This is a genomic window from Streptomyces sp. NPDC002701 (genome assembly GCF_042889045.1).
Classification (GTDB): domain Bacteria; phylum Actinomycetota; class Actinomycetes; order Streptomycetales; family Streptomycetaceae; genus Streptomyces.
In genome coordinates, this window is record NZ_JBIAQL010000003.1 from 74,745 (window position 1) to 87,641 (window position 12,897).

The window sequence follows — 12,897 nt, forward strand, 5'->3', positions numbered from 1 at the left end:
GCGTGGTGAGGAGGGCGGGACCCGCCCCGCGAGGCACGGCCCCGCCCCTCTCACCGCGTGGTTCAGGAGACGCCGAGGTTCTTGGCGTTGGCCTTGAGGTCCTCGATGCCACCGCACATGAAGAACGCCTGCTCCGGGAAGTGGTCGTACTCGCCGTCGATGATCGCGTTGAACGCCGCGATCGACTCCTCCAGCGGGACGTCCGACCCGTCGACGCCGGTGAACTGCTTGGCGGCGTGGGTGTTCTGGGACAGGAAGCGCTCCACCCGACGGGCACGGTGGACGACGAGCTTGTCCTCCTCGCCCAGTTCGTCGATACCGAGGATCGCGATGATGTCCTGGAGGTCCTTGTACTTCTGCAGGACCGTCTTGACGCGCATGGCGGCCTCGTAGTGGTCCTGCGCGATGTAGCGCGGGTCCAGGATGCGGGACGTGGAGTCCAGCGGGTCCACGGCCGGGTAGATGCCCTTCTCGGAGATCGGACGGGAGAGCACCGTCGTCGCGTCGAGGTGGGCGAACGTGGTGGCCGGGGCCGGGTCGGTCAGGTCGTCCGCGGGGACGTAGATCGCCTGCATCGACGTGATCGAGTGACCACGCGTCGAGGTGATGCGCTCCTGCAGCTGACCCATCTCGTCGGCCAGGTTCGGCTGGTAACCCACCGCGGACGGCATACGGCCGAGCAGGGTGGAGACCTCGGAACCGGCCTGGGTGAAGCGGAAGATGTTGTCGATGAAGAACAGCACGTCCTGCTTCTGCACATCGCGGAAGTACTCCGCCATGGTCAGACCGGCCAGGGCCACGCGCAGCCGGGTGCCCGGGGGCTCGTCCATCTGACCGAAGACGAGAGCGGTCTTGTCGAGAACACCGCTCTCCTCCATCTCCGCGATGAGGTCGTTGCCCTCACGGGTGCGCTCACCGACGCCCGCGAAGACGGAGACGCCCTCGTGGAGGTTGGCGACACGCATGATCATTTCCTGGATCAGCACGGTCTTGCCGACACCGGCACCACCGAACAGACCGATCTTGCCGCCCTTGACGTACGGGGTCAGCAGGTCGACGACCTTCAGGCCGGTCTCGAACATCTCGGTCTTCGACTCGAGCTGGTCGAACGCCGGGGCCTTGCGGTGGATGGACCAGCGCTCGCCGTCGTACGCGTCGTCGGAGTTCAGCACCTCGCCGAGGGTGTTGAACACCTTGCCCTTGGTGAAGTCGCCGACCGGGACACTGATGCCCTTGCCGGTGTCGGTCACCGCGGCCTGGCGGACCAGACCGTCGGTGGGCTGCATGGAGATGGTGCGGACCAGACCGTCGCCCAGGTGCTGGGCGACCTCGAGGGTCAGCGTCTTCTTCTCGCCGGCGTTGGCCGGGTCGGCCACCTCGACGTGAAGGGCGTTGTAGATCTCCGGCATGGCGTCGACGGGGAATTCCACGTCGACGACCGGGCCGATGACCCGGGCGACGCGGCCCGTGGCAACGGCCGTCTCAACTGTCGTCGTCATTACCTGTCACTCCCCGCGGTCGCGTCGGCCAGGGCTGCGGAGCCACCGACGATCTCGCTGATTTCCTGGGTGATTTCGGCCTGGCGGGCCGCGTTGGCAAGTCGGGAGAGTGAAGTGATCAGGTCTCCCGCGTTGTCGGTCGCCGACTTCATCGCGCGGCGGGTGGCGGCGTGCTTGGAAGCAGCCGACTGGAGCAGCGCGTTGTAGATACGGCTCTCGACGTACCGCGGCAGAAGAGCGTCGAGGACGTCCTCCGCCGACGGCTCGAAGTCGTACAGCGGGAGGATCTCGTCCTTGGTGGACGTCTCCTCCGCTACCTCTTCGAGGCTGAGCGGCAGCAGGCGGCTGTCGACCGCCGTCTGCGTCATCATCGAGACGAACTCGGTGTAGACGATGTGGAGTTCGTCCACGCCGCCGTCCGCCGTCTCCTTCTCGATGGCCTCGATCAGCGGAACGGCGACCTTCTTCGCGTCCGCGTACGAGGGCTCGTCGGTGAAGCCCGACCACGATTCCGAGACCTTGCGCTCCCGGAAGTTGTAGTGGGCCAGACCGCGGCGGCCGACGATGAACGTGTCGACCTCCTTGCCCTCGGCCTCCAGGCGGGCGGTCAGCTTCTCCGCCGCCTTGATGGCGTTCGAGTTGAAGGCGCCGGCCAGTCCGCGGTCGCTCGTGAGGAGCAGCACCGCGGAACGGGTCGCCGTCTCAGCCTCCGTGGTCAACGGGTGCTGGGTGTTCGAACCGGTCCCGACCGCCGTGACCGCGCGGGTGAGCTCGGTCGCGTACGGCGTGGAGGCCGCCACCTTGCGCTGCGCCTTGACGACGCGCGAGGCGGCGATCATCTCCATCGCCTTGGTGATCTTCTTGGTCGCGGTGACGGATTTGATGCGACGCTTGTAGACCCGGAGCTGGGCTCCCATGAGTCAGGTCCCTTCCGTCGTCACTTGCCCGCAGCGGCAGGGGTGTCCTCGCCGAGCAGCTTGCCGTCCGACGTCTCGAACTGCTTCTTGAAGTCCGCGATCGCGTCGGCGATGGCCTGCAGGGTGTCGTCCGACATCTTGCCGCCCTCCTTGATGGAGGTCATGAGGCCCTGCTCCTTGCGGTGCAGGTACTCCAGGAGCTCCTTCTCGAAGCGGCGGATGTCGTTCACCGGGACGTCGTCCATCTTGCCGGTGGTGCCGGCCCACACGGAGACGACCTGGTCCTCGGTGGCCATCGGCTGGTACTGAGCCTGCTTGAGCAGCTCGACCATCCGCTGACCGCGCTCCAGCTGCGCCTTCGACGCGGCGTCCAGGTCGGAACCGAAGGCGGCGAACGCCTCCAGCTCACGGAACTGGGCGAGGTCGACGCGCAGTCGGCCGGAGACCTGCTTCATCGCCTTGTGCTGTGCGGAACCACCGACTCGGGAGACGGAGATACCGACGTTCAGCGCGGGGCGCTGACCGGCGTTGAACAGGTCCGACTCCAGGAAGCACTGGCCGTCGGTGATGGAGATGACGTTGGTCGGGATGAACGCCGAGACGTCGTTGGCCTTCGTCTCGACGATCGGCAGACCGGTCATCGAGCCCGCGCCCATCTCGTCCGAGAGCTTCGCGCAGCGCTCGAGCAGACGGGAGTGCAGGTAGAAGACGTCACCGGGGTACGCCTCGCGCCCCGGCGGACGGCGGAGCAGCAGGGACACGGCGCGGTAGGCGTCGGCCTGCTTCGAGAGGTCATCGAAGATGATGAGGACGTGCTTGCCCTCGTACATCCACTGCTGGCCGATGGCCGAACCGGTGTACGGCGCCAGGTACTTGAAGCCGGCCGGGTCGGACGCCGGGGCGGCGACGATGGTCGTGTACTCCAGCGCGCCGGCCTCTTCGAGGGCGCCACGCACGGAGGCGATGGTCGAGCCCTTCTGGCCGATGGCGACGTAGACGCAGCGGACCTGCTTCTTCGGGTCGCCCGTGCGCCAGTTGTCGCGCTGGTTGATGATCGTGTCGACGGCCAGAGCGGTCTTGCCGGTCTGCCGGTCACCGATGACCAGCTGACGCTGGCCACGGCCGATCGGGGTCATCGCGTCGACGGCCTTGTAGCCGGTCTCCATCGGCTCGTGCACCGACTTACGGGCCATGACGCCCGGGGCCTGCAGCTCGAGGGCGCGGCGTCCGGACGTCTCGATCTCGCCGAGACCGTCGATCGGCGTGCCGAGCGGGTCGACCACGCGGCCGAGGTAGCCCTCGCCGACGGCCACGGACAGGACCTCGCCGGTACGCGTGACCGGCTGTCCCTCCTCGATGCCGTTGAACTCGCCGAGGACGACCGCGCCGATCTCGCGCTCTTCCAGGTTCAGCGCGAGACCGAGGGTGCCGTTCTCGAACCTCAGCAGTTCGTTGGCCATGGCCGAGGGCAGCCCCTCGACCTTCGCGATGCCGTCGCCGGCAAGGGTGACCGTACCGACCTCCTCGCGCGAGGCCGCGTCCGGCTTGTACGACTGGACGAAGGTGTCCAGCGCATCCCGGATCTCCTCCGGCCGGATCGTGAGCTCCGCCATCTGGGTTCCCTGCTCTCCTTGTTGGGCCCGAAGTTTTCTTGGGGGGTCTGGGGTTGTTCCCCCAGGAATCCTCTGCACGGCCCAACCAGGGCCGTAAGCACTGCGGTGTACTGCTTGGTTCTTGTCCGTACGCGTCGTGAGGTGCTGCTAGCTCGCCATGCGGCGGCTGACGTCCTCGAGCCGGTCCGCGATCGAGCCGTTGATGACCTCGTCGCCGACCTGCACCCGGATCCCGCCGAGGACCTCGGGGTCCACGTCGAGGTTGAGGTGCATCGGGTGGCCGTAGAGCCTCGTGAGGGCGGCGCCGAGGCGCTGCTTCTGCACGTCGCTCAGCGGGACCGCCGAGGTGACGACCGCGACCATGCGGTTGCGGCGCTCGGCGGCGAGCTTGGACAGGGACTCGAGTCCCGACTCCAGGCTACGTCCCCGGGGCGCTGCCACAAGGCGCGTGACCAACCGCTCGGTGACGGCGTCGGCCCGGCCGCCGAGCAGGCTGCGCAGCAGCTCGCTCTTGGCCGCGGTCGTGGCGCCCCGGTCGGTCAGCGCGGCGCGCAGATCGGTGTTCGAGGAGACGATCCGGCCGAACCGGAACAGCTCGTCCTCCACGTCGTCGAGGGCACCCGCCCGCTGCGCCGCCGTGAGGTCGGCGGTGTCGGCCAGCTCCTCGACGGAGTCGACCAGGTCACGCGACCGCGACCAGCGGGAGCGCACCAGACCGGCCACCAGGTCGGCGGTGGTGCCGCTGACCTGGCCGCTGAGGAGGCGTCCGGCCAGTTCGGCCTTCGCCTCGCCCGCCTGCGCCGGGTCGGTGAGGACCCGACGCAACGACACCTCGCGGTCGAGCAGCGCGGTGACGGCGGCCAGCTCGTCGGCGAGCCGCGCCGCGTCCACGGACGTCGAGTCCGTCAACGCGTCGAGACGCTCACGTGCGGCGGCCAAAGCCTCGCGGCTCGCTCCGTTCATCGCGACGCCTCGGCCTTCGAGGCGCTGTCATCGAGACCGTCGAGGAAACGGTCGATGGTGCGGCTCTGCCGGGCGTGGTCCTCGAGGGACTCGCCGACCAGCTTGCCGGCCAGTTCGGTGGCCAGCTGGCCCACGTCCTGGCGCAGCGCGGACGCGGCGGCCTTGCGGTCGGCCGCGATCTGGGCGTGACCGGCGGCGATGATCTCCTCGCGCTGCCGCTGGCCTTCCGCGCGCATCTCGGCGATGAGCGTGGCGCCCTGCTCCTGCGCCTCCTGGCGCAGTCTCGCGGCCTCGTGCCGGGCCTCGGCGAGCTGAGCCTTGTACTGCTCGAGCACGCTCTGGGCCTCGGTCTGCGCGGCCTCGGCCTTCTCGATACCGCCCTCGATGGCCTCGCGGCGCTGCTCCAGAACCTTGTTGATGTTCGGGAGGAGCTTCTTGGCGAGGAAGCCGAAGACGATGACGAAGGCGAGCAGGCCGATGACGAGCTCGGGGATCGGCGGGATGAGGGGGTTCTCTGCCTCCCCCTCAGCGGCCGCCAGAATGAGCAGCTGGCTCATATCGTTGCCTTTCGTCTGGGTTGCTGGTCGTCAGCCTGAAGAATTCAGGAGCCGTAGACGAACGGCATGACCAGACCGATGAGGGCGAGCGCCTCACAGAAGGCGAAGCCGAGGATCTGGTTGGCGCGGATGAGGCCGGCGGCCTCGGGCTGGCGGGCCAGGGCCTGGGTGCCGTTACCGAAGATGATGCCGACGCCGACGCCGGGGCCGATGGCGGCGAGACCGTAGCCGATGGAGCCGAGCGCCTTGAGGTCACCGGTGACAGCGGCAAGAGTCGAGGACATGCCAGTTCTTCCTTCTCTTTCAAGGACCGGTGGGGGTTGGCCACCGGACGTCTGCGGGGTTGGGGAGGCGGGTGCTCAGTGGTGCTCGGCGAGCGCGCCCTGGATGAAGGTGCAGGTCAGGAGTACGAAGACGTACGCCTGAAGGGCCTGGACGAAGAGCTCGAAGGCCGTCATCACGATGACCATGATGAACGAGACACCCGCGTAGGCGATCCCGAGGCCGTTGAGCAGGTACCAGCTGGCGATCGTGAAGAGCAGCAGCAGCGTGTGGCCCGCGAACATGTTCGCGAAGAGTCGCACGGCGTGGGTGAACGGCCGGACGAGCAGGTTCGAGAAGAACTCGATGACCATCGCCAGCGGCAGGACCGCGCCGAGCTCCTTGTTGTATCCCGTGAAGTTCTTGAAGGCACCGACGAATCCGTGCCGCTTGAACGTCAGCGAGACCCACAGGATGTAGACGATCAGGGCGAGAACCAGCGGGTACGAGATGATCGACGTCACCGGGAACTGGGCGACCGGGACGATCGACCAGAGGTTCATCATCCAGATGAAGAAGAACAGCGAGACGACGAGCGGAACGTACTTCTCGCCCTCGCGCTTGCCGATCGTCTCGTACACGATCCCGCGTCGGATGAAGTCGTAGCCCGCCTCGGCCACCATCTGCAGCTTCCCCGGAACCACCTGCGGCTTGCGGAAGGCGGCCCAGAAGAAGCCGATGATGATGACGGAGCCGAGCAGCGCCAGCAACATCGTCTTGTTGAAGTAGACGGCGTCGTCCTGATGGCCCCAGATGGGCTCGAACAGGAACGAGTGCAGGCCGGGAGCCGGGAATCCACAGCCGTCGAAGATGTGGCAGTCGGTCTCGAAGGCGAGCACCTGCGTCGGGTCAGCACTCACCGCGGGCTCCTTCAGCGTGGCGCATGGGTACGGCAACCTCGTTGTGTCGGCGCGGCGGACAGCCGCGGTTCGGCACTGGACTGGTGGTACGGATGTGGGGGCGGCAAGAGGGCATCGAGCCTCGCGCTAGAGCAGGCGTCAGCTCAGATGCCCGCGCCCGCGATGCCGCAGTTGGCACCGGACGATAGCAGGATCCCCGACGTGCCTTTATCCCGGCCCTACCCCTCACGACGAGTGCCCCGTCTTCTCGGGCTTGTCGCCCTTCGAGGAGTCGGGTTCGACGTAAAGGATCTTGGCCTTCATGTGGGCACGCGCCTGGGCGCCGATCCACGCGAGCGTGGTGACGAGAAGCGTGGCGGCGAACGCCCTGGGGTTGAACAGCGTCGTGTTCTTGAAGGTCGCCATGAAGATGAACAGCAGAAGAATCTGTGCCGTGTAGAGCATCAGACCCATCGCCTGGAAAAGGTGCGGAAGCGACTTCGCGACGCGCTGCAGGACGTACAGCCCGATACCCATGAAGAGGATCACGACCAGCGTCGCCACGACCGCCCCGACCGCCCCCTTGCCACCCGCGACCACACCGCTGACGACGGCTGCGATCGCGCCGACGGCAGCTGTGGGCACAGCGGCCTGGAGGAGATTCCGGACGTCATTGGACGGCATGGCGGCAACTCCGCTTTGCTCAAGGGGGCAGGTGTCGTCATGGACGAGCGTAGTCCCGGACAGAGAGAGAACCTCACCGCCGATGAACCGTCGCACTGCGGTCCTTCGGCTCTGTCCTGGGTTCTCGTGAACCGTATCACAAACTATTTGATGAGGTCTTTACCTGGTTGGTGTGCTCGGTGTCACACATGAGGGTGAACATGCACGTCTGTGCAAGCAAGTGACCCTCTTGTCTGGTAATGGGGCGTTATCGACGAGCCCTCCCCGCGAGGGCTCTTGCACGATTCTTACCTCGCGTCAGCGGGACGTTCCGGCCCCGCGTTCGTCCAGGAGCCGCGCACGGCTGCCGAGAGCGGTCGCCCCGTTGGCCCCCGAGACACCCACGGACACCGGAGTGCGGCGTTCCTCACCCGGGGCATCTCCGCCGCCTGCCTCGCCGTGCGGCTCCTCACCCTTCGCGTACGCGACGGCCGGGGTGCCCTCCTCGGACACGTCCACGGCCCTGCGCCGGCGGTAGCGGGGCGGCACGAGGTGCTCGGCCCAGCGCGGGGTGCGCGGCGTGAAGCGCGGCAGCAGGAGCAGGACCAGGCCCACCGCGCTGAGCCCCATGATGCCGAGCACGATCCACATGGCACCCGAGTTCACCGAGTAGGCGAGGGCTCCGAACGCGATCAGCGCCGACCAGAAGTACATGATGAGCACGGCCCTGCTGTGCGAGTGCCCGATCTCCAGCAGCCGGTGGTGCAGGTGGCCGCGGTCGGCGGCGAACGGCGACTGGCCGCGCCAGGTGCGCCGCACGATGGCGAGCACGAGGTCGGCCGCCGGCACCGCGATGATCGTCAGCGGCAGCAGCAGCGGGATGTAGACCGGCACCGTCTGGTGCACGGCCTCCTTCTCCGACCCCGCGAACAGGTTCATCGCGTCGGGGTCGATCTGGCCAGTGATGGAGATGGCACCGGCCGCCAGGACGAGGCCGATGAGCATCGAGCCGGAGTCGCCCATGAAGATGCGGGCGGGGTGCATGTTGTGCGGCAGGAAGCCGAGGCACATGCCCATGAGGATCGCGGAGAACAGCGTGGCGGGGGCCGCCGACTCCAGGCCGTAGCCATACCAGATGCGGTACGCGTACATGAAGAAGGCCGCGGCCGCGATGCACACCATGCCGGCGGCGAGGCCGTCGAGGCCGTCGACGAAGTTCACGGCGTTGATGGTGATCACGACCAGCGCGACGGTCAGCAGGGTGCCCTGCCACTGGGTCAGCGAGACCGAGCCGACGCCGGGGATCGGCAGCCACAGGATCGTCAGACCCTGCATGACCATGACGCCGGCGGCGATCATCTGGCCACCGAGCTTGATCAGGGCGTCGATCTCGAACTTGTCGTCCAGGACACCGATCAGCCAGATCAGGGCTGCGCCGGACAGCAGGGCACGCGGCTCGTTGGAGTCGGTGAACACCTCGTTGAGGTTCGTCAGATGGTCGGCGGTCAGCAGACCGGCGCACAGTCCGAAGAACATCGCGATGCCGCCCAGGCGCGGGGTGGGTTCTCGGTGCACATCACGTGCCCGGATCTCCGGCATCGCTCCGGCCACGATCGCGAACTTACGGACCGGCCCTGTCAGCAGGTACGTCACCGCGGCCGTGATGCAGAGCGTCAGGAGGTATTCACGCACGGGCTTCCCCACAGGTCTCGCCGGCCATCTCAGCCCCACACCCTAGCTTCGTGCGCATACGGTTGGGGACTTCCGGGTAGGGCCGATGGTTTCACGAGTGGCTGTGCGCCGACGCCCGCCCACCCCTCACTGACCGGGATAGGGCGGAAATCTCCCGGTGAGGTCCCGCACTTCTTCACGGACCCGGCGGCCCGCGGCCTCGTCCCGCAGGGCGGTCGCGCACAGCACGGCGATCCGCGCCATCTCCGCCTCCCCCATGCCCTGGGTGGTGACGGCGGCCGTGCCCAGGCGCAGTCCCCGCACGTCGGGGTGGGGCAGCGCGCAGGTGTCGAGGACCACTCCGGCGGCCGCGAGACGGCCGCGGGCGGTCCGGCCGTCCACGCCGAGCGGTGCCGGGTCGACGGTCAGCAGATGGGTGTCGGTGCCGCCGGTGGTGACCTCCAGCCCCTCGGCGGCCAGAGCCCGCGCGAGCGTCCGCGCGTTCGCGACCACCTGATGGGCGTACGCGCGGAACGCCGGTGTTGCCGCCTCCCCGAACGCGACGGCCTTCGCGGCGACGGTGTGCATCTGCGCCCCGCCCTGGGTGAAGGGGAACACCGCCCGGTCCACCCGCTCGGCGAGCCCGCTCCCGCACAGCAGCATGCCGCCGCGCGGGCCCCGCAGCACCTTGTGCGTGGTCGCGCACACCACATCGGCGTACGGGACCGGGTCGGGCGCCGCTCCCCCGGCGACCAGGCCGATGGGGTGGGCGGCGTCGGCGATGAGGTACGCGCCGACCTCGTCCGCCACCTCGCGGAAGGCGGCGTGGTCGATGTGCCGGGGATAGGAGATGGAACCGCACACGATGGCCTTGGGCCGGTGGGTGCGGGCCAGCGCCCGCACCTGCTCGTAGTCGATGAGCCCGCTCTCCGGGTCGACGCCGTAGCCGACGAAGTCGAACCAGCGGCCGGAGAAGTTCGCGGGCGACCCGTGCGTGAGGTGCCCGCCGTGCGGCAGGCCCATCGCGAGCACGGTGTCACCGGGGCGCAGGAGGGCGGCGTACGCGGCCAGGACGGCCGAACTCCCGGAATGGGACTGCACGTTGGCGTGCTCGGCGCCGAAGAGGGCCTTGGCGCGCTGCACGGCGACGCGCTCGGCCACGTCGACGATCTCGCAGCCGCCGTGGTGCCGGGCGCCGGGATACCCCTCGGCGTACTTGTTGGCGAGCGGCGAGCCCAGCGCGGCCAGCACGGCCGGCGAGCAGAAGTTCTCGGCGGCGATCAGTTGCAGCGACGTCGTCTGCCGTGTCAGCTCCGCGAGGAGGATCTCGGCCAGCTCCGGATCCTGTCGGCCGAGCACCTCGGCCGGCAGCGGACCTTCAAGCGTGTGTGCGACCGGCATGGCGGACTCCGGACCTCGGCGGGGGGACGCTGAGTCCAATGTAGGACCGACTCCCCGCACGCGCCCGCCGTCGCGTCCACCCGCTCCACGAGCCCACCCGCTCAGGCGCGGGCCGGCACCCCCGTCAGCGCCGTGACCACCGGGTCCAGCGCCTGGTTGATCTCGTCGCCCACCGAGCGGAAGAACGGGAGGGGGGCGCCGTACGGGTCGTAGACCTCGTCCGCTTCCGCCGTCGGGGCCAGGAGCCACCCGCGTAGCGCCGCCGCGGCGCGGACCAGGGCACGGGCGCGTTCGACCATGCCGTCGTCCAGCGGAGGCAGGGTCGTCGGGTCTATGGCGCGGACCAGGCGGGTGAACTCCTTCAGGGTGAAGGTGCGCAGGCCCGCCGAATGGCCCATGGAGATGACCTGGGCGCGGTGGTCGCGGGTCGCGGTGAGCACCAGGTCGGCCCGGATGACGTGCTCGTCGAGGAGCTCACGGCCCACGAAGCCGGAGGCGTCCGCGCCGAAGTCCGCGAGGACGGTCTCCGCGTTGGCCTCCATGGGCGCGCCCTCGTGCCCCCACGTACCGGCGCTCTCCACGATCAGGCCGCCCCACAGGGGGTCGCCGAGCCGGTCCGCCAGGGCATGCCGGGTCAGCCGCTCGGTGATCGGCGAGCGGCACACGTTGCCGGTGCTGACGTGGAGGATGCGAAAAGAGGAGTCACCGAAGGCCCCGTCGCCGTAAGCCCCCGAGTTCCCCGTCCCCGTACCTATGCCACGCCCCGCGTCAGGGGCTGTCAATTCGCCACCTCGAGGTCGGGTACGACCTTGCGCAGCTCCTCGGCCGACAGTGCCCCGGCCCGCAGCAGCACCGGCACCTTGCCCGTCACGTCGACGATCGACGACGGGACGATGCCGGGGGTGGGGCCGCCGTCCAGGTACACGGAGACGGAGTCCCCGAGCATCTCCTGGGCGGCGTCGCAGTCCTCGGGGGACGGGTGTCCCGTGAGGTTCGCGGAGGAGACGGCCATCGGGCCGACCTCGGTCAGCAGCTCGATGGCCACCGGGTGCAGCGGCATGCGCACGGCGACGGTGCCACGGGTGTCCCCGAGATCCCACTGGAGGGACGGCTGGTGCCTGGCGACGAGGGTCAGCGCGCCCGGCCAGAAGGCGTCGACGAGCTCCCAGGCCATCTCGGAGAAGTCCGTGACCAGGCCGTGCAGCGTGTTCGGGGAGCCGATGAGGACGGGCGTGGGCATGTTCCGGCCGCGGCCCTTGGCCTCCAGCAGGTCGGACACGGCCTCCGAGCTGAACGCGTCGGCGCCGACCCCGTACACGGTGTCGGTCGGCAGCACGACGAGTTCGCCGCGGCGGACGGCGGACGCGGCCTCGCGCAGACCCGTCGTACGGTCGGTCGCGTCGTTGGTGTCGTATCGCCGTGCCATATCAGCAAGCCTCCTCGAGCACGCGGGCCCCGTCGGCCGCGTATCTAACGGTTTCTACGTCGTCCACGCCGGCCGCGCCGTCCGGGCAGGAAGTCGCCGTGGTCATGGCATCGCCCTGCGGGCGGTCGCGAACCGGGGCCGGTTGTTGAGGTCGGGGTGGTCGGCGGCGTCGGCCCAGCCCCGCTCCTCGGTGAAGATCCACGGCACCTGGCCGCCCTGGGTGTCGGCGTGCTCGACGACGACCACACCGCCGGGACGCAGCAGCCGGTGCGCGGTGCGCTCCAGACCACGGATCAGGTCGAGGCCGTCCTCTCCCGAGAACAGGGAGAGCTCGGGGTCGTGGTCCCGGGCCTCGGGAGCGACGTACTCCCACTCGGTGAGCGGGATGTACGGCGGGTTGGAGATGACGAGGTCCACCTGGCCGTCGAGGTCGGGAAAGGCGTCCAGGGCGTTCCCCTGGCGCAGGTCGACCCTGGACCCCTCGACGTTCTTGCGGGTCCACCGCAGGGCGTCCTCGGACAGCTCGACGGCGTGCACGCGCGAGCGCGGCACCTCCTGCGCGAGGGCGAGCGCGATGGCGCCCGAGCCGGTGCACAGGTCGACGATCAGCGGCTCCACGACGTCCATCGCGCGGACGGCGTCTATGGCCCAGCCGACCACGGACTCGGTCTCCGGCCTGGGCACGAACACCCCCGGCCCGACCTGCAGCTCCAGGTACCGGAAGTAGGCGAGCCCGGTGATGTGCTGGAGCGGTTCGCGCGCCTCGCGGCGCGCGATCACCTCCCAGTACCGGGCGTCGAAGTCCGCGTCCTTGACGGTGTGCAGCTCGCCCCGCTTCACACCGTGCACGAACGCGGCGAGCTCCTCGGCGTCGTTGCGCGGCGAGGGCACGCCCGCGTCGGCCAGCCGCTGGGTAGCCTGGGCGACTTCCGCGAGCAGCACGCCGCGGGGGTTCGGGGGTCGCCCCCCAAAATGTTGCTGCACGCTGGTCCTCCGGGGCTGGGCGGTCTGTTGAGCTGGAGCGTGG

General features: G+C 69.0%; 13 protein-coding genes. All 13 read right to left on the minus strand.

The genetic code is table 11. The features are described 5' to 3' along the window. Positions 1-62 precede the first annotated feature (62 nt). Positions 63-1,499 carry a F0F1 ATP synthase subunit beta gene (gene atpD / locus ACFYXC_RS08745; protein ID WP_388912661.1) on the minus strand — a complete coding sequence of 479 codons (1,437 nt, stop codon included), beginning with the start codon at positions 1,497-1,499 and terminating at the stop codon, positions 63-65. Next, positions 1,499-2,416: a F0F1 ATP synthase subunit gamma gene (locus ACFYXC_RS08750; RefSeq protein ID WP_388912658.1), complete on the minus strand. Its 918-nt coding sequence runs from the start codon at positions 2,414-2,416 to the stop codon at positions 1,499-1,501. The genes atpD and ACFYXC_RS08750 overlap by 1 nt, the downstream gene beginning before the upstream one ends. Positions 2,417-2,436: 20 nt before the next feature. After that, a complete protein-coding gene (gene atpA, locus ACFYXC_RS08755) occupies positions 2,437-4,029 on the minus strand; it encodes a F0F1 ATP synthase subunit alpha (protein WP_388912656.1) in 1,593 nt (530 codons plus the stop codon). 147 nt (positions 4,030-4,176) lie between these two features. After that, entirely contained in the window at positions 4,177-4,992 is an 816-nt protein-coding gene (locus ACFYXC_RS08760) for a F0F1 ATP synthase subunit delta (RefSeq protein ID WP_388912653.1), read from the minus strand. Continuing rightward, positions 4,989-5,549 carry a F0F1 ATP synthase subunit B gene (locus tag ACFYXC_RS08765; protein ID WP_388912650.1) on the minus strand — a complete coding sequence of 187 codons (561 nt, stop codon included), beginning with the start codon at positions 5,547-5,549 and terminating at the stop codon, positions 4,989-4,991. The genes ACFYXC_RS08760 and ACFYXC_RS08765 overlap by 4 nt, the downstream gene beginning before the upstream one ends. Before the next feature lie 44 nt (positions 5,550-5,593). Next, positions 5,594-5,833 (minus strand): ATP synthase subunit C, encoded by a 240-nt coding sequence (locus ACFYXC_RS08770; RefSeq protein WP_055538220.1) that lies wholly within the window; start codon positions 5,831-5,833, stop codon positions 5,594-5,596. 75 nt (positions 5,834-5,908) lie between these two features. Continuing rightward, positions 5,909-6,730: a F0F1 ATP synthase subunit A gene (gene atpB, locus ACFYXC_RS08775; protein ID WP_351769579.1), complete on the minus strand. Its 822-nt coding sequence runs from the start codon at positions 6,728-6,730 to the stop codon at positions 5,909-5,911. Between the two features lie 225 nt (positions 6,731-6,955). Further along, positions 6,956-7,393 (minus strand): hypothetical protein, encoded by a 438-nt coding sequence (locus ACFYXC_RS08780; RefSeq protein WP_388912646.1) that lies wholly within the window; start codon positions 7,391-7,393, stop codon positions 6,956-6,958. Positions 7,394-7,690: 297 nt separating this feature from the next. Continuing rightward, on the minus strand, positions 7,691-9,064 hold the full coding sequence (locus ACFYXC_RS08785) for an MraY family glycosyltransferase (RefSeq protein ID WP_388912643.1): 1,374 nt from the start codon (positions 9,062-9,064) through the stop codon (positions 7,691-7,693). Between the two features lie 126 nt (positions 9,065-9,190). Then, entirely contained in the window at positions 9,191-10,444 is a 1,254-nt protein-coding gene (glyA, locus tag ACFYXC_RS08790; protein WP_388912640.1) for a serine hydroxymethyltransferase, read from the minus strand. Between the two features lie 101 nt (positions 10,445-10,545). Continuing rightward, positions 10,546-11,226, minus strand: coding sequence for a protein-tyrosine-phosphatase (locus tag ACFYXC_RS08795; RefSeq protein WP_388912637.1), 681 nt, complete (start codon positions 11,224-11,226; stop codon positions 10,546-10,548). Then, entirely contained in the window at positions 11,223-11,870 is a 648-nt protein-coding gene (locus ACFYXC_RS08800; RefSeq protein ID WP_388912634.1) for an L-threonylcarbamoyladenylate synthase, read from the minus strand. The genes ACFYXC_RS08795 and ACFYXC_RS08800 overlap by 4 nt, the downstream gene beginning before the upstream one ends. A gap of 102 nt (positions 11,871-11,972) precedes the next feature. Further along, positions 11,973-12,812 carry a peptide chain release factor N(5)-glutamine methyltransferase gene (prmC, locus tag ACFYXC_RS08805; RefSeq protein ID WP_388912628.1) on the minus strand — a complete coding sequence of 280 codons (840 nt, stop codon included), beginning with the start codon at positions 12,810-12,812 and terminating at the stop codon, positions 11,973-11,975. Between the last annotated feature and the right edge of the window lie 85 nt (positions 12,813-12,897).

Excerpts from the sequence above, each read along its gene's own strand:
- atpD (WP_388912661.1), bottom strand. The coding sequence starts at position 1,499 with ATGACGACGACAGTTGAGACGGCCGTTGCCACGGGCCGCGTCGCCCGG.
- ACFYXC_RS08750 (WP_388912658.1), bottom strand. The coding sequence starts at position 2,416 with ATGGGAGCCCAGCTCCGGGTCTACAAGCGTCGCATCAAATCCGTCACC.
- atpA (WP_388912656.1), bottom strand. The coding sequence starts at position 4,029 with ATGGCGGAGCTCACGATCCGGCCGGAGGAGATCCGGGATGCGCTGGAC.
- ACFYXC_RS08760 (WP_388912653.1), bottom strand. The coding sequence starts at position 4,992 with ATGAACGGAGCGAGCCGCGAGGCTTTGGCCGCCGCACGTGAGCGTCTC.
- ACFYXC_RS08765 (WP_388912650.1), bottom strand. The coding sequence starts at position 5,549 with ATGAGCCAGCTGCTCATTCTGGCGGCCGCTGAGGGGGAGGCAGAGAAC.
- ACFYXC_RS08770 (WP_055538220.1), bottom strand. The coding sequence starts at position 5,833 with ATGTCCTCGACTCTTGCCGCTGTCACCGGTGACCTCAAGGCGCTCGGC.
- ACFYXC_RS08780 (WP_388912646.1), bottom strand. The coding sequence starts at position 7,393 with ATGCCGTCCAATGACGTCCGGAATCTCCTCCAGGCCGCTGTGCCCACA.
- glyA (WP_388912640.1), bottom strand. The coding sequence starts at position 10,444 with ATGCCGGTCGCACACACGCTTGAAGGTCCGCTGCCGGCCGAGGTGCTC.
- ACFYXC_RS08800 (WP_388912634.1), bottom strand. The coding sequence starts at position 11,870 with ATGGCACGGCGATACGACACCAACGACGCGACCGACCGTACGACGGGT.